General features: G+C 72.5%; 23 protein-coding genes. 14 read left to right on the top strand and 9 right to left on the bottom strand.

What is annotated here, in order from left to right; all coding sequences use genetic code 11:
- Positions 1-16: 16 nt before the first annotated feature.
- The gene (locus ACQUQD_RS38060) at positions 17-1,330 is read right to left on the bottom strand and encodes an LCP family protein (RefSeq protein WP_428956781.1); all 1,314 of its coding nucleotides are present in this window, start codon (positions 1,328-1,330) and stop codon (positions 17-19) included.
- A 219-nt stretch (positions 1,331-1,549) separates the two neighbouring features.
- Between ACQUQD_RS38060 and ACQUQD_RS38055 the strand changes: the two genes are divergently transcribed.
- Complete coding sequence (locus tag ACQUQD_RS38055) at positions 1,550-1,789, top strand: hypothetical protein (RefSeq protein WP_428956780.1); 240 nt, start codon at positions 1,550-1,552, stop codon at positions 1,787-1,789.
- Between the two features lie 65 nt (positions 1,790-1,854).
- Here ACQUQD_RS38055 and ACQUQD_RS38050 read toward each other — a convergent pair whose 3' ends face one another.
- Positions 1,855-2,802: an SDR family oxidoreductase gene (locus ACQUQD_RS38050; RefSeq protein WP_428956779.1), complete on the bottom strand. Its 948-nt coding sequence runs from the start codon at positions 2,800-2,802 to the stop codon at positions 1,855-1,857.
- Positions 2,803-3,048: 246 nt separating this feature from the next.
- On the opposite strand from ACQUQD_RS38050, the gene ACQUQD_RS38045 reads away from it, so the two are divergent.
- From ACQUQD_RS38045 to aroA, 4 genes are all read left to right on the top strand, one after another.
- Positions 3,049-4,671 carry an FAD-dependent oxidoreductase gene (locus ACQUQD_RS38045; RefSeq protein WP_428956778.1) on the top strand — a complete coding sequence of 541 codons (1,623 nt, stop codon included), beginning with the start codon at positions 3,049-3,051 and terminating at the stop codon, positions 4,669-4,671.
- A gap of 46 nt (positions 4,672-4,717) precedes the next feature.
- On the top strand, positions 4,718-5,284 hold the full coding sequence (locus ACQUQD_RS38040) for a rhodanese-like domain-containing protein (RefSeq protein WP_428956777.1): 567 nt from the start codon (positions 4,718-4,720) through the stop codon (positions 5,282-5,284).
- Positions 5,281-5,547 (top strand): metal-sensitive transcriptional regulator, encoded by a 267-nt coding sequence (locus ACQUQD_RS38035; RefSeq protein ID WP_428956776.1) that lies wholly within the window; start codon positions 5,281-5,283, stop codon positions 5,545-5,547. The genes ACQUQD_RS38040 and ACQUQD_RS38035 overlap by 4 nt, the downstream gene beginning before the upstream one ends.
- Before the next feature lie 162 nt (positions 5,548-5,709).
- Entirely contained in the window at positions 5,710-6,981 is a 1,272-nt protein-coding gene (gene aroA, locus ACQUQD_RS38030; protein WP_428956775.1) for a 3-phosphoshikimate 1-carboxyvinyltransferase, read from the top strand.
- 21 nt (positions 6,982-7,002) lie between these two features.
- On the opposite strand, the gene ACQUQD_RS38025 is transcribed toward aroA, so the two are convergent.
- From ACQUQD_RS38025 to ACQUQD_RS38010, 4 genes are read right to left on the bottom strand one after another with little or no spacing between them, the layout of a single operon-like run.
- Positions 7,003-8,376 carry a GH1 family beta-glucosidase gene (locus ACQUQD_RS38025; protein ID WP_428956774.1) on the bottom strand — a complete coding sequence of 458 codons (1,374 nt, stop codon included), beginning with the start codon at positions 8,374-8,376 and terminating at the stop codon, positions 7,003-7,005.
- A gap of 41 nt (positions 8,377-8,417) precedes the next feature.
- Entirely contained in the window at positions 8,418-9,290 is an 873-nt protein-coding gene (locus ACQUQD_RS38020) for a carbohydrate ABC transporter permease (RefSeq protein ID WP_428956773.1), read from the bottom strand.
- On the bottom strand, positions 9,283-10,290 hold the full coding sequence (locus ACQUQD_RS38015; protein WP_428956772.1) for a carbohydrate ABC transporter permease: 1,008 nt from the start codon (positions 10,288-10,290) through the stop codon (positions 9,283-9,285). Before ACQUQD_RS38015 ends, ACQUQD_RS38020 begins: the two co-directional genes overlap by 8 nt.
- Positions 10,291-10,304: 14 nt before the next feature.
- Positions 10,305-11,621, bottom strand: coding sequence for an ABC transporter substrate-binding protein (locus tag ACQUQD_RS38010; protein ID WP_428956771.1), 1,317 nt, complete (start codon positions 11,619-11,621; stop codon positions 10,305-10,307).
- A gap of 203 nt (positions 11,622-11,824) precedes the next feature.
- On the opposite strand from ACQUQD_RS38010, the gene ACQUQD_RS38005 reads away from it, so the two are divergent.
- Genes ACQUQD_RS38005 through ACQUQD_RS37990 form a run of 4 tightly spaced genes read left to right on the top strand, consistent with a single transcriptional unit; the run spans position 11,825 to position 15,080 of the window.
- Positions 11,825-13,117 (top strand): ROK family transcriptional regulator, encoded by a 1,293-nt coding sequence (locus ACQUQD_RS38005; RefSeq protein WP_428956770.1) that lies wholly within the window; start codon positions 11,825-11,827, stop codon positions 13,115-13,117.
- A 29-nt stretch (positions 13,118-13,146) separates the two neighbouring features.
- On the top strand, positions 13,147-13,998 hold the full coding sequence (locus ACQUQD_RS38000; RefSeq protein ID WP_428956769.1) for a hypothetical protein: 852 nt from the start codon (positions 13,147-13,149) through the stop codon (positions 13,996-13,998).
- 48 nt (positions 13,999-14,046) lie between these two features.
- Entirely contained in the window at positions 14,047-14,616 is a 570-nt protein-coding gene (locus ACQUQD_RS37995) for a GNAT family N-acetyltransferase (protein WP_428956768.1), read from the top strand.
- Positions 14,613-15,080, top strand: coding sequence for a pyridoxamine 5'-phosphate oxidase family protein (locus tag ACQUQD_RS37990; protein ID WP_428956767.1), 468 nt, complete (start codon positions 14,613-14,615; stop codon positions 15,078-15,080). The genes ACQUQD_RS37995 and ACQUQD_RS37990 overlap by 4 nt, the downstream gene beginning before the upstream one ends.
- A 60-nt stretch (positions 15,081-15,140) precedes the next feature.
- On the opposite strand, the gene ACQUQD_RS37985 is transcribed toward ACQUQD_RS37990, so the two are convergent.
- From ACQUQD_RS37985 to ACQUQD_RS37975, 3 genes are all read right to left on the bottom strand, one after another.
- Positions 15,141-16,763, bottom strand: a complete 1,623-nt coding sequence (locus tag ACQUQD_RS37985) for an MDR family MFS transporter (RefSeq protein WP_428956766.1) — start codon at positions 16,761-16,763, stop codon at positions 15,141-15,143.
- A gap of 149 nt (positions 16,764-16,912) precedes the next feature.
- Positions 16,913-17,551, bottom strand: a complete 639-nt coding sequence (locus ACQUQD_RS37980) for a TetR/AcrR family transcriptional regulator (protein ID WP_428956765.1) — start codon at positions 17,549-17,551, stop codon at positions 16,913-16,915.
- A 34-nt stretch (positions 17,552-17,585) separates the two neighbouring features.
- A complete protein-coding gene (locus ACQUQD_RS37975; protein ID WP_428956764.1) occupies positions 17,586-18,314 on the bottom strand; it encodes a TetR/AcrR family transcriptional regulator in 729 nt (242 codons plus the stop codon).
- Positions 18,315-18,449: 135 nt separating this feature from the next.
- On the opposite strand from ACQUQD_RS37975, the gene ACQUQD_RS37970 reads away from it, so the two are divergent.
- From ACQUQD_RS37970 to ACQUQD_RS37950, 5 genes are read left to right on the top strand one after another with little or no spacing between them, the layout of a single operon-like run.
- Positions 18,450-20,294 (top strand): glycosyltransferase family 2 protein, encoded by a 1,845-nt coding sequence (locus ACQUQD_RS37970; RefSeq protein WP_428956763.1) that lies wholly within the window; start codon positions 18,450-18,452, stop codon positions 20,292-20,294.
- Between the two features lie 5 nt (positions 20,295-20,299).
- Positions 20,300-21,373: a UDP-glucose 4-epimerase GalE gene (galE, locus tag ACQUQD_RS37965; protein ID WP_428956762.1), complete on the top strand. Its 1,074-nt coding sequence runs from the start codon at positions 20,300-20,302 to the stop codon at positions 21,371-21,373.
- Positions 21,374-21,377: 4 nt separating this feature from the next.
- Positions 21,378-22,706 (top strand): UDP-glucose dehydrogenase family protein, encoded by a 1,329-nt coding sequence (locus tag ACQUQD_RS37960; protein WP_428956761.1) that lies wholly within the window; start codon positions 21,378-21,380, stop codon positions 22,704-22,706.
- Positions 22,703-23,677, top strand: a complete 975-nt coding sequence (locus tag ACQUQD_RS37955; RefSeq protein ID WP_428956760.1) for a UDP-glucuronic acid decarboxylase family protein — start codon at positions 22,703-22,705, stop codon at positions 23,675-23,677. The genes ACQUQD_RS37960 and ACQUQD_RS37955 overlap by 4 nt, the downstream gene beginning before the upstream one ends.
- A 5-nt stretch (positions 23,678-23,682) precedes the next feature.
- Positions 23,683-25,311 (top strand): right-handed parallel beta-helix repeat-containing protein, encoded by a 1,629-nt coding sequence (locus ACQUQD_RS37950; RefSeq protein ID WP_428956759.1) that lies wholly within the window; start codon positions 23,683-23,685, stop codon positions 25,309-25,311.
- The last annotated feature ends 78 nt before the right edge of the window (positions 25,312-25,389 follow it).

Genomic DNA, 25,389 nt, shown 5'->3' with positions numbered 1-25,389 from the left:
CGGCTACGGCTGGTTTTCAGCCGTTTTCGGTGGCCGGCCGCGGGCAGCGCAGCCGGTCGCCGGTGACCGGGGCGCCCTCCACCATGCTGCGGTCGTACGTCACTTGCCGCACGCCGCGGTCCTCGCTGCCGACGACGACACGGAAGACGGGGCCGGAACCGGCCACGGGGCGCAGTCGGGCGCCGGGCAGGGCGGCGGCCAGGGACGGTGCGTAGCGGGCGCGTTCCGGGTCGTAGGTGACGACGGTCGGGCCCGCCGGACGGGTCGCGCGCGCCGGGGTCTCGGTCACGGCGAAGCCGCTGGCGCGCAGCCCTTCGGCGATGCGCGAGTCGTCGACGGTGACCTGGGTCTCGGACGGGAGCGTGCCGACGGCGACCGGTCCGTCGGTCCGCCCGCCGGGCGGGGCGAGCGGCCGGTCGGCGCGCAGCGCCGCGAACATCTGCCGTGCGCGCGGCTCGTCCCACAGCAGGGTGGAGCCCCAGTCGGGTACGCGGTGGTCGAAGTCGACGATGGGGACGGTGGCGAACTCGGTCCGCTCCGGGGTGAGTTCGCGCATCGACCAGGCGAGGGAGACGAGTGTTGCGGCGTCCGTGCGGCCGTCGGTGCGCACGTGGGCGAGCAGGGCGCGGGCCGTTCGCGCGGTGGCGACGGGGTTCCGGAAGAGCTTGGCGTCGGACAGCCGCGCCAGCATGCCGAGCAGCAGCTTCTGCTGGCGGCGCACCCGGCCCAGGTCACCGGGCGGGAAGACGTGCCGGGCGCGGGCGTAGCGCAGGGCTCCGCGGCCGTCGAGGTCGTGGGTGCCGGCGGTGAGTTCCAGGCCGGAGTTCTCGTCCGCGAGGGGCGTGTCGGTGCACACCTCGGCGCCGCCCAACTGGTCGACAGCGGCCTCGAACTGGCGGAAGTCGGCTTCGAGGTAGTGGTCGACGCGCACTCCGGTGGCGCGTTCGACGGTGCGGACGGCGAGGTCGGCGCCGCCGTGCGCGAACGCGCCGTTGATCTTGCCGCTGTGCGCGGGATGGTCGTGCGGCGCGAACGGCACGTACGAGTCGCGCGGCAGGGAGACGACGCTGAGCCGGCGCCCGTCGGCGGCGATGTGCACGAGCATCATCACGTCGGTGCAGCCGCACTCCTTGCCGCCGACGTGCAGCCGGTCGATCTCCTCGCGGGTCAGTCCACTGCGCCGGTCGAGGCCGACGACGAGCAGGTTGGTGCCCGCTCCGGAGGCGGGCGCGGGGCCGGGGTCCGCTCCCGCGACGCCGGTCCAGGCCAGGGTGGCGGTCAGGAGGGCGGCGGCCAGGGCGTGGCGGCGCCGGGGACGGTGTGGGGGCATGGGTTCCTCCGCCGGTGGACGGTCGGGACGGTTCGGGCCCGTCGGTGCGGTTCGGCCAGGGGGACGCCTCGCCGAATCCAGCAGGTTAGGCCCGCAATGCCCAGATGTGGCGCCCCGCGCCGCGCCGCGGCCGCCGATTCACCGTCCTGCCGTGCGCCACGCTGCCGCCGGGGGTGTCTGAGGGTGCGGACTCTTCCCCGGACGACGAAGCTGAGGGGCATGGACGGACTCGACGGATACCCCTCAGTTGTCGTGCACGCGGCGCAGCCCGGCGGGCGACGGGTCACCGTCCGCGGTGAGGACGCGGGGCTCGCGACCTCACGGGCGGACGTGGTGGAGTTCCTGCGCCGCGCCGGGCTCGAGGACGCCTCGCTCGACGACCCGGACGTCATCGAGTGGCGCGGCGGCGGGAGCGCGATCTGGCCCGCGCAGATCGGCGATCCGGAGGACGGGATCTAAGGCCTGTCCGGCGGATCCCGCCGCGGGCGCGCCCTGATCCGCGGGACAGGCACTCGGTCCGGGGCCTACCGGTACCCGGTGACATCGGCGGGCTTGCCCGCGTCCTGGACCTCGACGAGGTAGCGCCAGGCGTCGGGCCTGCTGCCGTCGAGGTCGGTGAAGCCGTAGACCTGGGCGAGGCCGCCGCTGGAGAGCGAGGTCCCGTTGAAGCGGGACACGTCCGGGTCGGCGGCGAGAGCGGCGACCGCGCGGCCGGTGTAACGCGGCGTCTCGGAGATGGCGAAGTGCGGCTGGTCCCCGAGTGCGTCACGCCAGGTGTCCTCGGTGACGCCGAAGTGGCCGAGCATGATCTCCGAGCGCATCCAGCCCGGGGTGAGGGCCACGGCGGTGGCGCCGCGGGGGCCGAGTTCGTGGCCGAGGGCGAACGCCATGCGCAGGACGGAGCTCTTGGCGAGGTCGTAGAAGAAGGACACGCGGTAGTTCGTGCGGTTGTACTCGGCCGTGCCGTCGGTCACCTCCACGACCAGGCCGCCCGGGGTGCGCAGCAGCAGGGGGAGCGCGAAGTGGCTGGTGATGGCGTGGGTCTCCACGGCGAGGCGGTGCAGCCTGAGGCCCTTGTCGAGGTCGTGCTCCCAGACGGGGGCGTCCCAGTCGAAGAGGTTCTCGCCGCCCCAGATGTCGTTGACGAGGACGTCGAGGCGGCCCTGTTCGGTCTCGATGCGTGCGACGAGCGCCCTGACCTGGTCCTGCTCCAGGTGGTCGGTGGGGACGGCGATGCCCTGGCCGCCGGCCGCCGTGACCAGGTCGGCGGTGTCCTCGATGGTCTCGGCACGGTCGTACTCGGAGCGCCGGGCGCGTGTCGTCCGGCCGGTGACGTAGACCGTGGCACCGGCGGCGCCGAGTTCCACGGCGATGCCGCGGCCCGCGCCGCGGGTGGCGCCCGCGACGAGGGCGACCTTGCCGCTCAGCGGGGCTTCACCGGTCCGGCCGTCCTGCTGCTGCGTGTGCGTCACGTTCGTCTCCTGTGGTGATTCCGGCATCGTCCGCCACTCTCCGCGTCGGCCCCGCTGAGGGGCCTGCGCCGTCGCGCCTTGTTCGCGCCTCGTTCGGTCCTCTTCGTCGAGCATCCCCCCGAATCCCGACATCTTCTGTCCGGCTTCCCGGCCGGTCGGCGGGCGCTGACCTGCACCGGAATACCCCCGGGGGTATATCTGATACCCTAGGGGGTATAGAGTCGCTTGTGGCACCTGGAGGTTCCCGTGAAGGTCGTGGTCATCGGAGGCGTGGCGGGCGGTATGTCAGCGGCCACCCGGTTGCGCCGGCTCGACGAGCGGGCGGAGATCGTCGTGCTGGAGCGTGGCGCCCATGTCAGCTACGCCAACTGCGGGCTGCCGTACTTTCTCGGCGGTGTCATCGAGGAGCGCGACGCGCTGCTCGTGCAGACGCCCGAGGCGCTGCGGGCCCGCTTCCGGCTCGACGTCCGCGTCCGGCACGAGGCCGTCGCCGTGGACCGCGCCGCACGGACGGTCCGGGTCCGGGACCTGGTGAGCGGCGACGAGTACGCGGAGGCCTACGACCGGCTGGTGCTCAGTCCGGGGGCCCGGCCGTTCGTGCCGCAACTGCCGGGCGTGGAGCGGGCGTTCACTCTGCGGGACGTCACCGACACCGACCGGATCGCCGACACCCTCGCGGCCGGGGCACGCACCGCCGTGGTGGTCGGCGCCGGATTCATCGGCGTGGAGGCGGCGGAGAACCTGCGCCGTCGCGGACTGACCGTGACGCTGGTGGAGCTGGCTGGTCAGGTACTGCCGCCGCTGGACCCGGAGATGGCGGCGCCGCTCGCCGATGAGCTGCGCGCGGGCGGGATCGAGCTGGCGCTCGGCACCCAGCTGAAGGAGGTCCGGGAGGGCGATGTCGTTCTGGACGACGGGCGGACCGTGCCCGCCGATGTCGTCCTCATGGCCATCGGCGTACGCCCCGATGTCGCGCTCGCCCGCGCCGCCGGGCTCACCGTCGGGCCGCGCGGCGGCATCGCGGTCGACGAGACGGGGCGCACCAGCGACCCCGCCGTGTACGCGGTGGGCGACGCCGCCGAGAAGCGCGACGGGCTGAGCGGCGAGAGCGTCCTCGTGCCTCTGGCGAACCTGGCGAACCGGCACGGGCGGCTCGTCGCCGACGCGATCGCAGGACGCCCGGTGACGGCCCGGCCGGCCACCGCCACCGCGGTCGTGCAGGTCTTCGGGCTGACCGCCGCGGCCACCGGCTGGAACGAGAAGCGGCTGCGGGCCGCGGGCCACCCGTACCAGGCGGTCCATCTGCACCCCGGTTCGCACGCGGGCTACTACCCGGGCGCCTCGCCCATCGCCCTGAAAGTCCTCTACGACCCGTCCGACCTGCGCATCCTTGGCGCGCAGGCGGTCGGTGCCGAGGGCGTCGACAAGCGCATCGACGTGATCGCCACCGCCATCGCGGGCGGGCTGACCGCGCCGGAACTGGCGGATCTGGAGCTGGCCTACGCTCCGCCGTACGGCTCGGCGAAGGATCCGGTCAACATGGCCGGGATGATCGCCGAGAACCTCGCCACCGGCACGGACCGAACCGTCCAGTGGCACGAGCTGACCGCGGTGCGCGACGCGGGCGCCACCCTCGTCGACGTGCGCACGGCCGCCGAGCACGCCCGGGGCGCGATCCCCGGTGCGGTCAACGTCCCGCTCGACGAGCTGCGTGAGCGCGCCGCCGACCTGCCCGACGGCGACCTCGTCGTCCACTGCCAGGTGGGGCTGCGCGGCCACACCGCGCTGCGCCTGCTCGCCGGGCTCGGCCGCGACGCCGTCAACCTCGACGGCGGGTACGCCACCTGGTCCGCCGGGCAGGCCGCATGAACCGTCCGCCCCCCACCCCTCACCCGTCACGTCACCTGGGAGAAGCATGAGCACCACCCTCGTCCCCGCCGAGCTGCGCGCCCGGCCCGCCGACGGCACCCTCGTCGTGGACGTCCGCGCACCCGGCGAGTACGCGTCCGGACACGTGCCCGGCGCGGTCAACGTGCCGGCGGAGCACCTCGACGCGCTGCTGCCCGACCTGCGGGCCGCGGCCGAGGCGCGGCGCATCGTCGTCGTGTGCGCGGCCGGTCAGCGCTCGGCCGCCGCCTGCGCGAAGCTCGCCGACGCGGGCGTCGAGGCGGTCGGCCTGGCGGGCGGCACGCAGGCCTGGACCGCCGACGGGCTGCCCGTCGACACCGCCGCGCGCCCGCAGCGCGCCGTCTGGGCCATGGACCGCCAGGTGCGGTTCACCGCCGGTTCCCTCGTTCTGCTCGGCCTCGCCCTCGGGCGGCGCGCGCCGAAGGGCCGTCTGCTGGCCGCCGGGATCGCGTCCGGCCTGGTGTACTCCGGGCTGAGCAACACCTGCGGCATGGCGGCGATGCTGGGCAAGCTGCCGTTCAACCGGCCGGAGCCGGGCGCGCTGGACGCGGCCCGCGCGGCGCTGCGCGGATGAGCGGTAACCCGGCGGCCACCGATGCCGTACTGAAGCGGCTGCGCCGTGCGCAGGGCCAGCTGGCCGGGGTCATCGCGATGATCGAGGCTGGCCGGGACTGCAAGGACGTGGTCACGCAACTCGCCGCCGTGTCACGCGCGTTGGACCGGGCTGGCTTCAAGATCATCGCCTCCGGCATGCGGGACTGCATGAATGCCGCGGACGGGGAACAGCCCCCGCTCAGCGAGGACGAGCTGGAGAAGCTGTTCCTGTCGCTGGCGTGACGACGGCCCTGGGCGCGTCGCTCTTCCTCGGAGCGGCGCGCGCGGGGCCGTTCTGACGTCCGGCGTCCGTACGGGGCGGGAAGAATGACCGCCGCCCGGGCGGCCCTACAGGGCAGGATCGGGGCCGACCCTGCTGTGGACACCCGTGCTGGAGCATCTGTCGTGACCGTCGTCGACGTCCCCGGATCCAAATCCCTCACCGCCCGCGCGCTGTTCCTCGCGGCAGCCGCCGACGGCGTCAGCACCCTGCGGCGCCCCCTGGCCTCGGAGGACACGGAGGGCTTCGCCGCCGGTCTCACCGCGCTCGGCTACCGCGTCGAGCGGACCCCGGAGCGCTGGTCGGTCCAGGGCAGCCCGGCCGGTCCCCCGCACGACACGGCCGAGGTGTACTGCCGGGACGGCGCCACGACCGCGCGCTTTCTGCCGACCCTGACGGCGGCGGGCCACGGCACCTACCGCTTCGACGCCTCGGCCCAGATGCGGCGCCGGCCCGTGGCCCCGCTGACGCGCGCGCTGCGCGCCCTGGGTGTGGACGTGCGGCACGAGGAGAGCGAGGGACACCATCCGCTGACCGTGACGGCCGACGGGGTGCGAGGCGGTGAACTCGCCCTGGACGCCGGGGAGTCGTCGCAGTACCTGACCGCACTGCTGCTGCTCGGCCCGCTCACCCGCGACGGGCTGCGGATCACCGTCACACGGCTGGTGTCCGCGCCCTACGTCGGGATCACGATCGCGATGATGCGGGCGTTCGGCGTCACGGTGAGCCGCGAGAACACGTCCCGGGGTGAGGTGTTCTCCGTGCCGCCGGGCGGGTACCGGGCGGCCGATTACGCGATCGAGCCGGACGCGTCCACCGCGAGCTACTTCTTCGCCGCGGCGGCCCTCACAGGCCACGAGACGACCGTCCCCGGTCTGGGCCGCGGCGCGCTCCAGGGCGATCTGCGGTTCGTGGACGTCCTGGAGCGGATGGGCGCGCGGGTGCGGGTGGACGACGACCGGACGACCGTGTCCGGGACCGGCACGCTCCGCGGGATCACCGTCGGCATGCGGGACGTCTCCGACACGATGCCCACCCTCGCGGCGATCGCCCCCTACGCGTCGGGCCCGGTCCGGATCGAGGACGTCGGCAACACCCGGGTCAAGGAGTGCGACCGGCTGGCGGCCTGCGCCGAGAACCTGCGCGCCCTGGGGGTTTCCGTGACCACCGGCGAGGACTGGATCGAGGTCTCCCCCGGCACACCGCGTCCGGCACGCATCGCGACGCGCGCCGACCACCGCATCGCGATGTCGTTCGCCGTCGCCTCCCTGCGCACACCGGGCATCACCTTCGACGACCCCGGGTGCGTCCGCAAGACGTTCCCCGCTTTCCACGAGGTCTTCGCCCGCACCCGGGCGGCCTGGGGGCTCGCCGCCGCGGCCTCACCCGACAGGTGAGACCGCGGCGGGGTGCCGGGCTCAGGCGGCGCGCCGGGCCCGCGCCCCGTGGCGGCGCACGATGTCGGCGTACCGGTGCCCGCTGCCCTTGATGGTGCGCACCTGCGTCGCGTAGTCGACATGGACGAGGCCGAACCGCTTGTCGTAGCCGTACGCCCACTCGAAGTTGTCGAGCAGCGACCACGCGAAGTACCCGGCGAGCGGAGCACCCTTGCGGACCGCGCGGGCGCAGGCCGCGATGTGGTTCACGAGGTACTCCTCGCGCTCCGGGTCGTCGACGGTGCCGTCGGGGCGCACGACGTCCGGGTACGCGGAGCCGTTCTCGGTGATGTACAGCTTGCGGGCGCCGTACTCGTGGGTGAGACGCAGCAGCAGGGACTCGATGCCGTTCGCGTCGACCTCCCAGTCCATCCCGGTGCGCGGGACACCGAGCCGGCGCACCGCGTCCGCGTACGGGGCCGGGCCCGCCGGGTGGTCGGCGATCACGGACGGGAAGTAGTAGTTGAGGCCCAGCCAGTCGAGGGGCTCGGCGATGGTCGTCAAGTCGCCCGGCTTCTCCGGGAGTTCGACGCCGTACACCTCGAGCATGTCCGCGGGGAAGCCGCGGCCGTGCACCGGGTCGAGCCACCAGCGGTTCGCGTGGCCGTCCATCCGGCGGGCCGCCGCGATGTCCTCGGGGCGGTCGGTGGCGGGCTCGACCTGGGCGAGGTTGTTGACGATGCCGATCTCCGCGCCGGGCACGTGGGCGCGGATCGCCTGCGTGGCCAGGCCGTGGCCGAGCAGCAGGTGGTACGAGGCCTGGACGGCGGCGGTCAGATCCGTCCAGCCCGGCGCCATCCGGCCTTCGAGGTGGCCGATCCACGCCGAGCAGAGCGGTTCGTTGAGCGGCGTCCAGTGCTTCACGCGGTCGCCGAGGCGCTCCGCGACGACGGCGGCGTAGGCGGCGAAGTGCTCGGCGGTCTCCCGCACCGGCCAGCCGCCCCGGTCCTGGAGCACCTGCGGCAGGTCCCAGTGGTAGAGGGTGACGGAGGGGGTGATGCCCGCGGCGAGCAGCGCGTCGATCATCTCGTCGTAGAAGTCGAGGCCCTTGGCGTTCACCGGTCCGTCGCCGCCGGGCACGACGCGCGGCCACGCGACGGACAACCGGTAGGCGTTCGTGCCCAGTTGCCCCATCAGGGCGATGTCGTCGCGCCACCGGTGGTAGTGGTCGCAGGCGATGTCGCCGTGGTCGTCGTTGTCGACCTTGCCGGGGGTGTGCGAGAAGGTGTCCCAGATCGAGGGCGAGCGGCCGTCCTCAAAGACGGCTCCTTCGATCTGGTACGCGGACGTGGCCGTGCCCCACAGGAAGTCGTGCGGGAAGGCGGAAACATCCACGGAAGCGTGGGGGTCGGACACAGGGTTCCTTTCACGAAGGGGCGGACCGGGAGGGGCGTCGGTCACTTGACGGCGCCGGCCGTCAGGCCGGTCACGAGGTAGCGCTGCAGCAGCAGGAAGCCGGCCACGACGGGCACGCTGACCACCAGCGAGGCGGCCATGATCTGGTTCCAGTACACGTCGTTGAGGTTGGCGTAGGCACCGAGGCCGACCGAGAGCGTGCGGGTCGTCTCGTTCGTCATGACGGAGGCGAACAGCACTTCTCCCCAGGCCGTCATGAACGAGTACACGGCGACCGCGACGATGCCGGGGATCGCGGCCGGCACGATGATCCGGAACAGGGCGCCGAGCGGGCCGCAGCCGTCGACGAGGGCCGCCTCGTCGAGGTCGCGCGGCACGGACTCGAAGTAGCCGATGAGCATCCAGATCGAGAACGGCAGCGTGAACGTCATGTAGGTGAGGATGAGTCCGCCGCGCGAGCCGAACAGGGCGATCCCGGTGGCGTTGCCGATGTTGACGTAGATGAGGAACAGCGGCAGCAGGAAGAGGATGCCCGGCAGCATCTGCGTCGACAGGACGGTCACCGTGAAGACGCGCTTGCCGCGGAAGCGGTAGCGGCTGACCGCGTAGGCGGCGAACACGGCGATGACGACCGAGCAGACCGTCGCCGCTCCCGCCACGATCACCGAGTTCGTGAAGTACTTGGCCAGCGGGACGGTCGACCAGATGTCGATGTAGGGGCGGATGGTGAGCCCGCTGGGGATCCAGCGGAACTCGCCCTGGACGTCCTGAAGCGGCTTGAGCGAGCTGGACACCATGACGAAGACGGGCAGCAGCACGAAGCCGGCGAGCAGCGTCAGGAAGATCCGGCGGGACCACACGAAGGACCGGGGCGCCGCCATCGGCGACCGGTGCCGCACTGAGGTGTCAGACATCGGCGGTCTTCCTTCCCCGCGAGGTGAGCGCCAGGTACACGCCCGTCACGACGAGCAGGAACAGCAGGAGCAGGACGGACATGGCGGAGCCGGTGCCGAAGTTCCAGGTGACGAACGACGACTGGTAGATGTGGACCGAGATGAGGTCCGCGGCCTTGGGCGCCGCCTTGCCGAACATCACGTACGGCGTGTTGAAGTCGTTGAACGTCCACAGGAACAGGACGAGCACGAGGACCTGGTTGACGGGCCGCAGCGACGGCAGCGTGATGCGGCGCAGCTGCTGCCACAGGCCGGCCCCGTCCAGGGCGGCGGCCTCGTACATCTCCTTCGGGATGTTCTGCAGACCGGCCATCACGATGAGGAAGGCGAACGGCCAGCCCTTCCACACGGACACGGTGAGCAGCGCGTAGAAGCTGTTGTCGCCGATGAGCCAGAAGGACGGCTTGTCGGTGACGCCGAGCTGGTCGTGCAGGACGTGGTTCACCAGGCCGTTGTCGTGCTGGAACATGAACACCCAGGTGATCACGGCGGCGTAGACGGGCAGCGCGTACGGGATCAGGAACAGGGCGCGCAGGATGCCGCGTCCCTTGAACGTCTCCTGCATGTAGACCGCCGCCGCCGTGCCGATCGCCCAGCACAGGCCGACGGAGAGCAGCGTGAACAGGCAGGTGACGAAGAAGGAGTGGAGCAGTGCCTGGCCGACCGGCGCGTCGAAGTCGACGGCGATCTTGAAGTTGTCGAAGCCGGACCACGGCGCGGAGCCCCAGTCGCGGATGTAGAACTGGGTGAGTTCCCGGAAGCTCATCACGATGCCCATGACCATCGGGATGAGATGGACGAGCAGTTCGAGGACGAGCGCGGGCAGCAACAGCAGGTACGGCAGGCCGATCCGGCGGATCCGCCCGGGGCGGCGGCCCTTGCCGCGCGCCGCCCCGGGGGAGGTCTTGCCGACGGCCCGCCCCTCCCCCGCCTCGGCGGGGGACGTGGCGGTCGTGGTCATGACGGTCTCCGCACTCACTTCGTCGGCATCGACTGCTGGGCCTTGGTCAGCGCGGCCTTCACGGACTCCGTCGTGACCGGCTTGCCCGCGGCGGCGTCCGCGAAGAGTTCCTTCACGGCCGTGCCGACGGCGGTCTCGAACTGCGACTCGTCGGCGACCTGCGGCAGCGGCGCCGCGCTCTTGGCGAGGGTCTCCTTGAGGACGCCGGTGGACTGGGCGTTGAACGCCGGGTCCTCCTGCGCGGCCTTGACCGGCGGGATCGAGCCGTAGGTCTTGTTGAGGAGCTTCGACTCCTCGTCGCTGGTCATGAACTTGACGAACTTCGTGGCGCCGTCGAGGTTCTTGGTGTTCTTGAAGACGGCGATGTTGATGCCGGCGACCATGGAGTTGACGTTCTGGCCCTGGCCGGGAGCGCCGGACTGGACGGGCGCGGGCACGACGCCCCACTCGTCGTCCTTCATGCCCTGCGACTTGAAGGTGGAGGCGGCGGCCTGCCACAGGACCATCGCGGTCTTGTTCTTGGAGAAGTCGCTCAGGGACTGGTTCTGCGCGTACTCGGCATTGCCCGGCGCGATGATCTTGTCCTTGGCCATCAGGTCGACGTACTGCTTCACGGCCTTGACCGCGCCGTCGGAGGTGAAGTCCGGCTTGCCGTCGGCGGTGAACCAGTCGGCGCCGTGCTGCTTGGCCAGGACGAAGATCTGGTGGATGTTGTTGGACAGGTTCGAGCCCTCGGCGGCGAGGCCCCACTTGCCGCCCTTGGAGATCTTCTTGCCGTCGGCGACGAGCTCGTCCCACGTGGTCGGGGGCTTGGAGATCCCCGCGTCCTTGAACATCTTCTTGTTGTAGTAGAGCGCGTACGACATCGAGTACAGCGGGACCGCGGCCGGGTCCTTGCCCGCGGCGCCGGCCGAGCCGATCGCCGACTCGACGAACCGGTCCTTGCCGCCGATCTTGTCGAAGTTCTTCGCGTCCCACGGCAGCAGCGCGCCGCTCGCCTGGAGCGAGGCGCTCCAGGTGTTGCCGATGTTGAGGACGTCGGGGCCCTGGCCCGACGTGGTCGCGGTGAGGATCCGGTTGAGCAGGTCCGACCACGGGACCACCTCGAGCTTGACCTTGATCCCGGTCTGCTTCTCGAACTTGTCGAGCTCGGGCTGGAGGACCTTCTTGTCGACCTCGATGCTGGCGCCCTGGTTCGACGCCCAGTACGTGAGCGTCTTCGGGGAGTCGTTGGACCCGCCGCCCGAGGACGAGCCACCGCCGCAGGCGGTCGCGGCGAGGGCGAGCGAGAGGGTGGCAGCGCCGACGGCTGCGGCTCGGATTCTGCTCATGGCTCCAGGTGTCCCTTATCCGGAGGAACCCCGACCGCGTTCACGGAATCTCACCAGTGCGAGTTCAAGTAGTGAACGCCCTCAGGGCTTAATTTAGGCTGTGAGTTAAGCCGCACAAGAAGAGGGCGTCAAGGGATCCGACACGGGTATCTTGCGCGGGGCGGGCGTTGTTGGCGCCCCGCGGGCGCAGGGAGAGGGAGATCATGGCCGGGCGGAACGGGCGTACGGTGCACGACCTGCGGCGCGAGAATCGCGCGGCCCTATTGCAACAGTTGTATTTCGATGGCCCGCTCAGCCGGTACGAACTGGGCCCGGCGACGGGCCTGAGTTCAGGCTCCGTCAGCAACGTGGTGGCCGAACTGGCCGCTGAGGGGCTGGTGGAGGAGGCGGGCAGCGTCGAGTCCGACGGCGGGCGGCCGCGCACCCTGCTGCGGATCGCGCCGGACTGCGGCCTGCTGATCGGCGTCGACGTCGGCGAGAACCTGGTCCGCGTCGAGCTGTTCGACCTGGTACTCACCGAACTGGCCCGCGTGGAGCGGCCGTTGGAGGTCAGTGACCGCTACGCCGTCGACGTGGTGGTGGGGCACATACGCGACGGGATCGCCGAGGTGCTGGCGGCGGCGGGCGCGGACCCCGGGCAGTTGCTCGGGGTGGGCGTCGGGGTGCCCGGGATCGTCGCGCGGGATCCCGAGCAGGGAGCCGTGGTGCACGGCCAGACGATCGGCTGGCGGGCGGTGCCGCTGGAACGGCTGCTGCGCGCGAGCTCGCCGCTCCCCGACGAGGTCCCGTACTTCATCGACAACGGAGCCAAGACGCTGGGCCAGGCGGAGATGTGGTTCGGCGCCGGGCGGGGCGCGGGCAGCGCGGTGGTGGTGCTGTTCGGGTCGGGCGTCGGCGCCTGCGCGGTCACCGAGGCCGGGGCGGAGGGACGGGCCCTGGAGTGGGGGCATCTGACGGTGCGGGTGCAGGGGCGGCGCTGCCGGTGCGGCGCGCTCGGCTGCCTGGAGGCGTACGCGGGTGCGGAGGCCCTCGTCGAACGGTGGCGGGAGGCGGGCGGGGTCCCGCGCCGGGCGGCGGGCGAAGAGGCGGCCCTGGCCGAGCTGTTGGCGACGGCGTACGAGGAGGGCGGCCCGGCGCCCGACCGGGATCTGGCGCTGTCGGTCCTGGAGGAGACCGCCGAGTACCTGGGCGCGGGCCTGTCCGACCTGATCAACCTCTTCCAGCCGGAGCGGATCCTGATCGGCGGCTGGGCCGGTCTGCGGCTCGGACCGCGGTTCCTGGAGTCGGTGCGACGGCACATCGGCACGTACGCGCTCGACTATCCGGTCGGGCGGGTCGGCGTGGAGCTGGGCCGCCTGGGTCCGGACGCGGTGACGGTCGGCGCGGCCACGTTGCCGCTCGCGGGGTTCTTCGCCCGCGGCGGCCGACGCGCCGAGCCGGCCCCGGCGCAGGAACTCGCCGGGTGGCGGCGGGCGTTGGTGCATCGCAGGGGGTGAAGCCCCGCGGCGGCGTCAGGGGGGGCGCAATGGGTGAAGGGTTGGCGGACTGGTTCCGCGGGACGGGCGAGCGGCGGCGCCCCGTACGGGGCATCAGCACGACGGGCGACAAGCCCTGGGTGCGGGACCGGCCGCAGGGCGCGTGTCCCGTCCCGGACCGGGAGCGGGACTGGATCGAGCGGTGGCTGGACTGGTGCGCGGGGCAGTTCGGGCCGCCCTCGGCCCCGCTGCGGGAGGTCGCCGGGCCGGGGTTCGTCGCCGCGGACTTCACGGGCACGCAATTGCAGGCCGAGTCCCTGGTGCGGCGGGTCGCCGCGGTGATGGGCGCCGACGTCACCGAAGTCTCGGTGATGCTCGTGGAGGCACCGGAGGGACCGCCGCCCACGAAGCGGCATCAAGTGGGCGCCTACCGGCGGACGTCCGGCGGGGCGGTCATCGAACTGGACCGCGGTGTGGCGGCCCGGCGGGACACCTTCGCGGCACTCGTCGCACACGAACTGGCGCACGCACGGCTCATCGGCGAACGGCGCATCGGCAACCGGGACTTCGCCGAGCGCGAGGAGGAGCGGCTCACCGACCTGGTCACCGTGTTCCTCGGCATGGGCGTCCTCACCGCGAACGCCGCCGACGACTATGTGAAGGCGACCGGGTACTCGGTGGCGCCGCTGGGCGAGCTCACCGACTGGATGCTCACCGGGCGTCGCGACCAGCCGCCGCATCGCCTGGGCTATCTCGGCCCGGGCGAGTTCGGCTACGCGCTCGCCTGCTGGAGCGTCCTGCGCGGTGACCCCCGGCCGCCGCCCTGGGCCCGGCATCTCGCGGCGAGCGTCAGGCAGGCGTTCACGCAGGGCCTGGCCCACCGGGCGGCACGACGGGACTGACACCGCACTGGCCCGCCCCCTTGTCCGTGCGCGTGCTTCGATGGGCGCGTGAGCGATATCGACAGCAGCACGCCGCAGATCGGAGTGCGCGGGGACGGCGATCTGCCCGCGTGCGTCACTGTTCTGCGCGCGGTGCACCTCAGCGACGGCTACCCGGTCAACTGGCCCGACGATCCGGCCCGTTGGCTGGGCGGCGGCGCGGACGAACCTTCCTGGGTGGCGCACCGGGGCGGACGCGTCGTCGGCCACGTGACGCTGACGCGGCCCGGCGCGGGCGACGTGGCGCCGACGCTGGTCGCCTCGGGCACGGGTGTGGCGGTGGTCGGCCGGCTGTTCGTCGATCCCTCGGCCCGCGGGCACCGGATCGGCACCCTCCTCATCGAGACGGCCGTACGCGAGGCCCGGCTGCGCGGGGCGCGGGCGGTCCTCGACGTGGCCGCCACCGACCGTGCGGCCGTCGCCCTCTACGAGCGGCTGGGATGGGAGTTTCTCGGCACGCGCCAACAGGAGTGGCAGCCGGGCCAGTTGGTCGACGTACGGTGTTACGCGGCTCCCGCCCCAGGCGGCGGGCCCGAGCACACCGCATCGTCGCAGCCGACCGTGAAGGAGTCTCCATGACCGACGCCGCGCCCGCCCGTTCGGCGAAGCAGCGCAAGCAGGACACGCTCGCCCGCCTGGAGCGGGACGTCGACGCCTGGGTCTCGACCGCCGCGGCGGAGGGGGGTCGGCCGTACATGATGCCGCTGTCGTTCCTGTGGCTCGACGGAGCGGTGTACGTGTCGACGCGCGCGACCAATCCGGTCGCGCGCAACCTCGCGGCGACCGGCACGGTGCAGCTCGCCATCGGGGACACCCGGGATGTCGTGCGGATCGAGGGCGAGGCCGTGGCGCTGCCCGACGCCGAGGTCACCGCCGGGTTCGGGGACGCGTTCGCGGCGAAGTGCGGGTTCGACCCGCGCGCCGCCGACGGCCCGTACCCGTACTTCCGGATCCGTCCGGTGCGGATCCAGGCCTGGCGCGAGGCGAACGAGATCGCGGGCCGGGACCTGATGCGCGACGGCACCTGGCTCGTCGCGGACTGAGACACGTGTGCCCCTCGCCGCACGGGGCGGCGAGGGGCACGGCACGGGGTGGCGTGCGCGTCAGCCGACCGGGGCCGGCTCCTTCTCGGCGACACCGTCGGCGTCGCCGGGCGCCGCGTTCTGGGCGTGCCAGTCGTCGTTGTCGGCGAGCGGCTTCTCCTTCAGGACGAAGGCGAGGACCAGGCCGACCGCGAAGACGGGCAGCAGGTACAGGAAGATCGGGACGAGCGCTTCCTGGTAGGAGTTGACGACGGTCTCGCGCAGGTCGGCCGGGAGCGCGCGGACCAGCGCCGGGGTCAGCGAGTCGCTGTCGCCGACCTTGGCGGCGGCCTCGGCGGGGATGCTCGTGGCGAGCTTGTCGGTGAGGCGGCTGGCGAACACGGCGCCGACGACGGCGGTGCCGAGCGTCGCGCCGATCTCCCGGAAGAAGTTGTTCGCGGAGGTGGCGGTGCCGACCTCGCTGCCCGGGAAGTCGTTCTGCACCGCGAGCACGAGGGTCTGCATCATGAGGCCGACGCCGGCGCCCGCGAGACCCACGTACACACAGACCAGCCAGACCGGGTCGGACACGTCGAGCGTCGACATCAGGTAGGCGACGAGCATGATGATCAGGGTGCCGGCGATCGGATAGACCTTGTAACGGCCCGTCTTGGACATGATCGCGCCGGACGGCAGGGCGGTGCCCATGATGCCGACGACCATGGGGATCAGCAGCAGTCCGGACTCGGTGGCGGACTTGCCGTAGACCATCTGCAGATACGTGGGCATGTAGCCGACGATCGCGAACATGCCGAGACCGATGACGATCATGCCGAGCAGCGTGGCGACATTGAAGATCGGGCTGCGGAACAGGTGCAGCGGGATGACCGGCTCCTTGGCGCGCTTCTCCGCGGCGAAGAACAGGATCCAGGCGGCCACCGCGCCCACGCCGAGACCGATGACCAGCGGGTCGGACCACGCGTACTGGGTGCCGCCCCAGCTGGCGAACAGCACGGTGCAGGTGACGGCGGTGGCCATCAGGGCGGTGCCGAGGTAGTCGAGCGTGACCGTGACGGCCTTGCGGGGCAGCTTGATCGCGACGGCGGCGACGAACAGGGCGAGGACGCCGAGGGGCAGGTTGACCCAGAACGCCCAGCGCCAGGAGTGCGCGTCGGTGAACCAGCCGCCGAGCAGCGGCCCGACGACGGAGGACAGACCGAAGACGGCGCCCATGGGTGCCATGTACTTGGCGCGCTCACGCGGCGGCACCAGGTCGGCGATGATCGCCTGCGAGGTGATCATGAGACCACCGCCGCCGAGGCCCTGGAGGGCGCGGCCCGCGATCAGGGTGCCCATGTTCTGGGCGAGTCCGCAGACCACGGAGCCCACCAGGAACAGGGCTATGCCGGCCAGGAAGATGTTCTTGCGGCCCATCAGGTCGCCGAGCTTGCCGTAGACGGGCATGCCGATGGTGGCGGCGAGGATGTAGGCGGTGGTGATCCAGGCCATGTGCTCGATGCCGTTGAGCTCGCCGACGATGGTCGGCAGCGCGGTGGACACGATGGTCTGGTCGAGGGCGCCGAGCAGCATGGTCAGCATCAGCGCGGCGAAGATGAGCCCGAAGTTGGCCGGCTTGGCGATGCTCTCGTCGGCCGCCGGGCCGGGTCCGGTGTCGATGCCCTCGGATGCGGGGGCGTGCGTCATTGCGTGGTTCTCCGATGTGCGGGGGTGGACGGGTCGGCTGACCGTGCGGCGCGGGGAGAGCGGTGGCCGCGTACGGGTACTGCGGGGTTCGGGGAGAGGTGCGTGGGTGACCGCTTCGGGGAGGGGCGCCGGTCACACGGGTGGGGCGCCTACTGCACCGCGGCCTGCCCGAGCAGGGTGCGCAGCGCGGTGAAGGAGTCGCGCACGCAGGCGGCGGGACCGTCGTGGTGGTCGCCCGTCTGGGCCCACCGCTTCAGTCCGCTGCGGACGGTCGCCATGGCGATGCCCGCGAGCAGTTCGGCGGCCTCGCCGTCGGGCGGGGTGCCGGTGCGCCGGGCGATGGTGCCGGCCAGATCCCGTTCCACCGCCTCGCACTGGGCGAGGAACGTGGCGAGGACGGACGGCACGCCTTCGGCGATGCGCAGGGTGTCCTCCAGCTCCCGGGGGCCCGGGGCGGCCTCCTGGAGGTGGTCGGCGAGCACGTCGCCGAGATCGCGCAGGACGGCGTCGGTGTCCCGGCCCTCCCCCGCGGCGAACCGCTCGGCGAGGGCGTCGGGCAGGCTGCCGGGCAGGGCGAACAGCGCGGCTTCCTTGCTGGGGAAGTAGTTGAAGAAGGTGCGGGGCGAGACCCCCACCTCGTTGCTGATCATCTCGACCGTCACCCGCGCGAATCCCAGCTCGCGCACGAGCCGCAGCGTGGCGGCGTGCAGCTCGGCCCGCGTACGGCGGCGCCTGCGGGCGCGCAGGCCCTCGGCTGGCGCGCTCTGCTGCGGGTCGGATGTGATCACGGCGAGAATTCTTGCACACCGTGCAAACTTGCGGTCACTGCACCCCTGGGTCCCGGCCGAGCTTCCGCAGCAACACGTCGAGCCCCGCGCTCAGGTCGTCCGCCCCGCCGTACTCCGCCATCAGCGGGGCGCACTCGCGCAGCCGGGGCAGTTCACGGGCGGACAGGCGGTGCAGCCCGAGCCGGAAGGCGGGGTCGGGCTCGTCGGGGTCATCGACCATGGCACGCAGATCGACGGTGAGCCAGCCGAGCAGCCAGGCGGTGAACGCCCGGTGCAGGCGCACGGCCTGACGGCCGTTCAGACCGGCGTCGAGCAGGAGGACGAGGATCCGCTCGTCGGCGCGGAGCACGGCAGCCGGACGCCGGGCGAGCGGCGTCGAGAGCAGCCGCGTGGCCAGCAGCGGCACCACGTGCGGATGCCGGAGGGCGACCTCGTACGCGGCGCGGGCGATCCGGTCGAGCTCATCGCGCCACTCGCACGCTGCCACTCCGGCGTCCAGGGCCGTCTCCAACTCGACGAAGAACGCCTCCACCAACCCGTCGAGGAGAGCGCCCTTGCCATCCGCGTACCGGTACAACGCCATGGCCTCGACGCCGAGTTCGGCACCGAGGCCGCGCATGCTGAGCGACGACAGACCGTCCCGGTCGACGATCTCCAGGGCGACGGCCAGCACGCGCTCCCGGCTGAGCCGGCCGTAGCGGCCCCGGTCCGCGGCCCGACGCGCGGGGACCGCCTCCCCGCCCTCCTGCGCCCTCTTCGGCATCACGAGCTCCTCTCGCCCGACGAGCCCCGGATCGCCCCGGAAATCTCCGCTTGACTCAGCTCCACCATAGGCGCAAAGTCGTACATATACGTCGTAAACATACGACGTCAGCGTACAGCGCAGGAGCGTGCGGCCATGACGCACCGCGAGCCGGTTCCGGCGAATCCCCCCGCAGCGGACCTTCCCGAGGTCGCCGCGCACCTCGCCCGCATCTCCGACGGCAACGTCGTCCGGATCAGCTCCGAGGGCCCCGTCTTCGCGCGGCCGTGCCGCGTACGGGCGGTGCGGCGCTCGACATTCGTGCCCGCGCTCGGCCGCCCGGACCGCGCGGCGCTGCTCATCATCGCGGCGGGGTGGACGGTGAGCCTCGTCTGGTTCTGGACGTGGTGGCTGCAGCCCGAGCACCGGGCGGGCTGGCCGGGCCTGGTCGTCAACAGCGCCCTGCTGCTGTACCTGACCGCCCTTCCCGCCTACTTCTTCCTCACGGCTCTGCGGCTGCGCCGCGTCGACCCGGCGCTCGCGATCCCCCGGCTGCCGGTCGCGTTCGTCGTCACACGCGCCCCGTCGGAGCCGTGGCCCGCCGCCGTGCACACCCTGAAGGCGATGCTCGCGCAGGACTTCCCGCACCACTACGACGTGTGGCTGTGCGACGAGGCCCCGACGCGGGACGTCGTCTCCTGGTGCTACGCGCACCACGTCCGCCTGTCGTCGCGGCACGGCGCCGGCGCGTACCACCGCCCCTCCTGGCCGCGCCGCACCCGCTGCAAGGAAGGCAACCTCGCCTACTTCTACGACCACTGGGGCTACGACAGGTACGCCGTGGTCGCCCAGCTCGACTGCGACCACGTGCCCGCACCCGGCTACCTGGCCGAGATGGTGCGCCCGTTCGCGGACCCGGCCATCGGCTATGTCGCGGCGCCCAGCGTGTGCGACGCGAACGGCTCCGGTTCCTGGTCGGCGCGCGGCCGGCTGCACCGGGAGGCCGTGTGGCACGGAGCCGTGCAGCTGGGCCACAGCGACGGCCTGGCACCCATGTGCATCGGCTCGCACTACGCCGTGCGCACCCGCGCCCTGCGGGACATCGGAGGCCTGGGCCCCGAGCTCGCGGAGGACTTCTCGACGACGTATCTGCTCAACTCGGCCGGCTGGCAGGGGGCGTTCGCCATCGACGCGGAGGCGCACGGCGACGGACCACTGACCTTCGCGGACATGGTGACGCAGGAGTACCAGTGGTCGCGGAGCCTGACGACGATGCTCCTGGGACTCCTTCCCCGGCATCTGGGACGGCTGCCGGCGGTGCTGCGGCTGCGGTTCGCGTACGCCCTCGCCTACTACCCGCTGCTCGGCCTGATGATCGTGGCGGGGTTGGTGCTCCCGCCGGTCGCCGTCGTCACCGGGCTGCCGTGGATGAACGTCGACTACTTCTCGTTCCTGCTGCACTTCTGGGTGCTGCCGGTGTGGCTGATGCTGACGCTGTGGCTGTTGCGGCGGCGCGGGCTGCTGCGTCCGCGCCGGGCGCCCCTGGTGAGCTGGGAGGTCTGGCTGTTCGCGCTGGCGCGCTGGCCGTTCGTGATCGCCGGGCTCGTCGGGGCGGTGCACCAGCGGGTACGGCCGCGGCAGGTCACCTTCAAGGTCACACCGAAGCGCGCCACCGGTCCGCGGCCACTGCCGGCCCGGCTCACGGCGCCGTTCGCGCTGCTGGGCACTGTCCTCGCCGCGATCGCCCTGCTGGGCGAACTCACCAGCCCGTCGGCCGGATACGTGTTCCTGTGCCTGGTCGCGGGCGGCACGTACACGGTGGTCTCGCTGGCCCTGCCGCTGCTGCACGTGCAGGAGACGGCACGGGCCTGCGGCCTGCCTCTCGCGGCGGCCCTGGCCACCGTGCGCACGTCCCTGGTGGCGGCCGTCCCGGCGGTGCTGACCGTCGTGACGGCCGCCGTCTTCTACCCGGCCTACGTGGCCGCCGTCCTGGGCTGGTGAGGACCGTGCACACACGCGACGCCAACGGCTCGCCCTCCACCGTTCTCGTCACGGGCGGGGCCGGATTCATCGGCAGCCACGCCTGCGTCGAACTCCTGGACCACGGCTATGAGGTGATCGTGGTCGACGACTACTCCAACAGCTGCCCGCGGGTCCTGCCCCGGGTGGAGCGGATCGCCGGACGCTTCGTCGGCGCCGTGTACGAACTGGACATCCGCGACCGGCGCGCCCTCTCGGCCGTCTTCGCTCGTCACCCAGTCGACGCCGTCGTGCACTTCGCCGCGCACAAGGCCGTCGGCGAGTCGGCGCGGATGCCCGTCGCGTACTACGACACCAACGTCGGCGGCACCACGGCCCTGCTGCACGCGATGCACGAACACGGCGTGCACAGGCTGGTGTTCTCCTCCTCCTGCTCGGTGTACGGCGACGCGGGCGAGGGCCCGCTCGACGAGGCGGTGCCGCACCGGCCGACCAATCCGTACGCCGCATCGAAGTCGCTGTGCGAGCGGATCCTCGCCGACGTGTGCCGGCACGATCCGCGCTGGAGCGTGCTGTGCCTGCGGTACTTCAATCCGGCCGGCGCGCACCCCAGCGGCCTGCTCGGCGAGGACCCGCACGGCACGCCCGACAACCTCTTCCCTTACGTCGCCCAGGTCGCGGTCGGCCGCAGGCAGCGGCTGCGGGTCTTCGGCGGCGACTGGCCGACACCCGACGGCACCGCGATCCGTGACTACCTCCACGTGATGGACACCGTGGAGGCGCACCGGATCGCCCTCGACCACCTGGCCGACGCCACCGGCTTCACGGTCTTCAACCTCGGCCGGGGACACGGGAGTTCGGTCCTCGACGTCGTCGCCGCCTTCGAGGAGGCGAGCGGAATCACTGTTCCGCACAAGATCACCGGCCGTCGCACGGGCGACGTGGCCGAACTCGTGGCGGACGCCGGCGCGGTGGCGCGCGCCTGGGGCTGGCGTCCCTCCCGGGACCTGGCCGACATGTGCCGGGACGCCTGGCGTTTCCAGCAGCTCAACCCCCATGGCTACCAGGGTTCGTCCCCGCAGCCGGGCGCAAAGGAGTAGGACCATGCGGATGACGGTCATCGGCACGGGTTACGTCGGCACGGTGCACGCCGCGTGCATGGCCGACATCGGGCACGAGGTGCTCGGCGTCGATGTCGACGCCGAGCGCGTCGCGTCCTTGGCGGCGGGCCGGGCCCCGCTGCACGAGAAGGGCCTCGACGCGCTGCTCGCACGCGGGGTCGAGACGGGCCGGCTGCGGTTCACGACGTCGCTCACCGAGGCGGCCGCGTTCGCGGACCTGCACTTCGTCTGCGTGGGCACGCCGCAGCGGCCCGACTCGTCGGCCGCCGATCTGCGGTACGTGGACGCGGTCGTCGAGGAGCTCGGGCCGCGGCTGCGGCCGGGCGCCCTGGTGGTCGGCAAGTCGACGGTGCCGGTGGGCACGGCCGACCGGATCGCACGGCGGTTCACGGATCTCGCGCCGGGCACGGAGGTCGCCTGGAACCCGGAGTTCCTGCGCGAGGGCCGCGCGGTGCACGACACGATGCACCCCGAGCGGCTCGTGATCGGGGTCGCGTCCGACCGGGCCGACGCGCTGCTGCGCGCCGTGTACTGGCCGATGCGACGGGCCGGAGTACCGGTGTTCGCCACGGATCCGGCGACGGCGGAGCTGGTGAAGGTCGCATCGAACGCGTTCCTCGCCACCAAGATCTCCTTCGTGAACGCGATGGCCGAGGTCTGCGACGCGGCCGGCGCCGACGTCACCGTGCTGGCCCGCGCGATGGGCGCGGACTCGCGGATCGGGCCCCAGTTCCTCGATCCGGGGCTCGGGTTCGGCGGCAGCTGCTTCCCCAAGGACATCCGGGCGTTCGCCGCGCGCGCCGAAGAGCTCGGCGCCGGTGAGGCGGTCGCATTCCTCCACGAGGTCGACCGGATCAACACACGGCAGCGGCGGCGCACCGTCGACCGCGCCCGCGAGCTGCTCGGCGGCACGTTCGCCGGACGCCGGGTCGGTGTTCTGGGCGCCGCGTTCAAGCCGGGCAGCGACGACGTACGGGACTCGCCGGCGCTGGCCGTCGCGGCCGCCGTGCAGGCGGAGGGTGCGACCGTGCGCGTCCATGATCCGCAGGCTCTCGACAACGCCCGCGCCGCCTGCCCCGATCTCACGTACGCCCTGGAGGTTCCGAAGGCGTGCGAGGGCGCGGACCTGGTGCTGCATCTGACGCAGTGGCCCGAGTACCGCGCACTCTCCCCCGCCGCCCTGGCCGGTGTCGTCCGCACCCCGCTGATCCTCGACGCCCGCAACGCGCTCGACGCGCGGGCGTGGGGCGCGGCCGGCTGGGCCTTCCGGGCGCTCGGGCGTCCACTGAGCACCGTGGGAGGTTCGTCATGAGAGTCGTCGTGACGGGAGGCGGAGGGTTTCTCGGCTCCCACCTCTGCGAGGCCCTGCTGTACCGGGGCGACACCGTCTGGTGCCTGGACAACTTCTGCACGGGCACCCCGGCGAACGTCACGCACCTGCTGCCGGAGCCGCGGTTCCGGCTGGTGTCGTGCGATGTGACCGAGCCGTTCGAGGTGCCGGGCCCGGTGGACGCGGTGGCGCATCTGGCGAGCCCCGCGTCGCCGCCCGACTACCACCGGCTGCCCCTGGAGACGCTCGCGGTCGGCAGCCGCGGCACGGAGCACGCGGTGCAGCTGGCACTGCGCCACGACGCCCGCTTCCTGCTCGCGTCGACGAGCGAGGCGTACGGCGATCCGGAGGTCCATCCGCAGCCGGAGGACTACTGGGGGCATGTGAACCCCGTCGGGCCGCGCAGTGTGTACGACGAGGCGAAGCGGTACGCGGAGGCGCTGACCATGGCGCACCGCCGCTCGCTCGGTGCGAACACGGGCATCGTGCGGATCTTCAACACGTACGGTCCGCGGATGCGCCCGCACGACGGCCGGGTGGTCTCCACGTTCCTGCGCCAGGCCCTGGCCGGACAGCCGCTCACCGTCTTCGGGGACGGCGCGCAGACCCGCAGTTTCTGCTACGTCGACGATCTCGTCCGAGGTCTGACGGCGATGCTCGACAGCTGCGCCGACGGGCCGGTCAACCTGGGCAATCCGGCCGAGTTCACGGTGCGGGAGCTGGCGGATCTGGTGCTGGAGGTGACCGGGTCGGCCTCGGAGGTCGAGTTCCGGCCGCTCCCGGTGGACGACCCGACCCGCCGCCGTCCGGTCATCGACCGGGCGCGTGCCGAACTCGGCTGGGCCCCGTCGGTCTCCCTGGAGGAAGGGCTTCGCCGCATGGCCGCCTGGTCGCAGACGCGCTCGCGGGCCCGCCAGGTGCGGCGGCCCGCCCGCGAGCCCGTGAAGGTGTGAGGACGATGCCCGGCGTGGCACTCGTCATGACGGTGGGCCTGGCCCTGGCGGCGACGGGCTGCGCCGCCACCCCGCACTATGTGCCGCCCGCGCACACGTACTACGTCGCCGCCGACGGCGACGACAGCGACGACGGCACCTCAGCGGACACCGCGTGGCGCACCCTGGCCCGCGCGGAGCGCACGGCGCTGCGTCCCGGTGACCGGCTGCTCCTCGAGGGCGGGGCGCGGTTCCGCGGCACGGTCACCGTCGGCCCCGGGGAAGCCGGGGATCCGCAACGGCCCGTGGTTCTCGGGTCGTTCGGTACCGGACGGGCGGTCGTCGACTCCGCCGCCCGGCCCGCCGTGACGGTGCACAACACGGGCGGCGTGGAGATGCGCGACCTCGTGCTGCGCGGCTCCGGGGCGTCCCGGGCGCACGACGCGGGCGTGAACGTCTACAGCGATCTGCGCTCCGGGCCGCGCCCCGCCGGCGTCACGGTGTCCGGTGTCGACGTCTCCGGCTTCCGCGTGGGACTCGCGATCGGGGCCTCCGGGGACGGCATCGGCTTCCGCGAGGTGACCGTCCGCCGGTCCACGCTGCACGGCAACAAGGACATCGGCCTGCTCACCTGGGGACCCGACTACACCCCGGCGCGGGCCGCGTACGCCCACGAGGACGTCACCGTCGACTCCGTCGTCGCGTACGGCAATCCGGGCGATCCGACCGCCCACGACCGCCACACAGGGGACGGCGTCGTCATCGGCGCGGTGCGCGGCGCCACGCTGCGGCACGTCGTCGCCCACGACAACGGGACCCGCGCCGCGGCCGACGCTCCCGAGGGACCGGTCGGCGTGTGGGCGTACGACTCGACCCGCGTCCTGATCGAGCAGAGCGTCGCCTACCGCAACCACACCGGTTCGTCCGTCGACGGCGCCGGCTTCGGGCTCGACTCGAACGTGTCCGACTCGGCTCTGCGCCGCAATCTGGCCTTCGACAACGACGGCCCCGGCTTCTACGCGTATCAGCGCTGGGTGAACGGCGCCCACACGCGCAACACGATCAGCCACAACATCAGCGCCGACGACGGCCGGTCACTGCCCGGCCACGGGGCGATCGCCGTGTACGGCGAGGACATCCGGCAACTGGCGGTCGTCCAGAACACGGTGCTGCTCTCCCGCTCCAGCGCCGGCGCAGGGCCCGCACTGCGGCTGCAGTCCGGAGAGCGCGACGTCGTCGTCCGCAACAACCTCCTGGTCACCGAGAACACCCCGTTCATCGTCGCCGACCCGGGCCTGACCGCCTCGAATGTCGCGCTCCAGGGCAACAACTACCGCTCCGTGGACGGTGGGTGGCAGGTGCGCTGGGGCGAGGAGTCGTACGGCTCGCTCGCCGCGTGGCGGGCCGGCAGCGGACAGGAACAGGCCGGCGTCCGGGCCACCGGGCTCGACGTCGATCCGTGCCTCACCGGGGGTCCGCTGCCCGCGATCCGGTCCGCCGACGACGCGCCGCGCACCGTGCCGGAGTGCGCCGCCCTCGCCGGAAAGGGCGTCGAGACGCCGCTGCCGGGCGGTGTCCCCGACGTCGGCGCCGTCGACTACTTCGGCCGTACGGTAGGTACTCCGCCGCAGGTGGGAGCCGCGGTCCCGCGCTGAGATGCAAGTGGCTGCGGCCCGTGCCTACGATCGAATACGGAGCGAGACCCAGGATCGACGCCTTGAACGCCTCCCGGT

Origin of the sequence: Streptomyces sp. cg35, assembly GCF_050410835.1 — a bacterium.
Lineage (GTDB): Bacteria > Actinomycetota > Actinomycetes > Streptomycetales > Streptomycetaceae > Streptomyces.
This window is presented reverse-complemented; position numbering and strand designations above follow the sequence as displayed.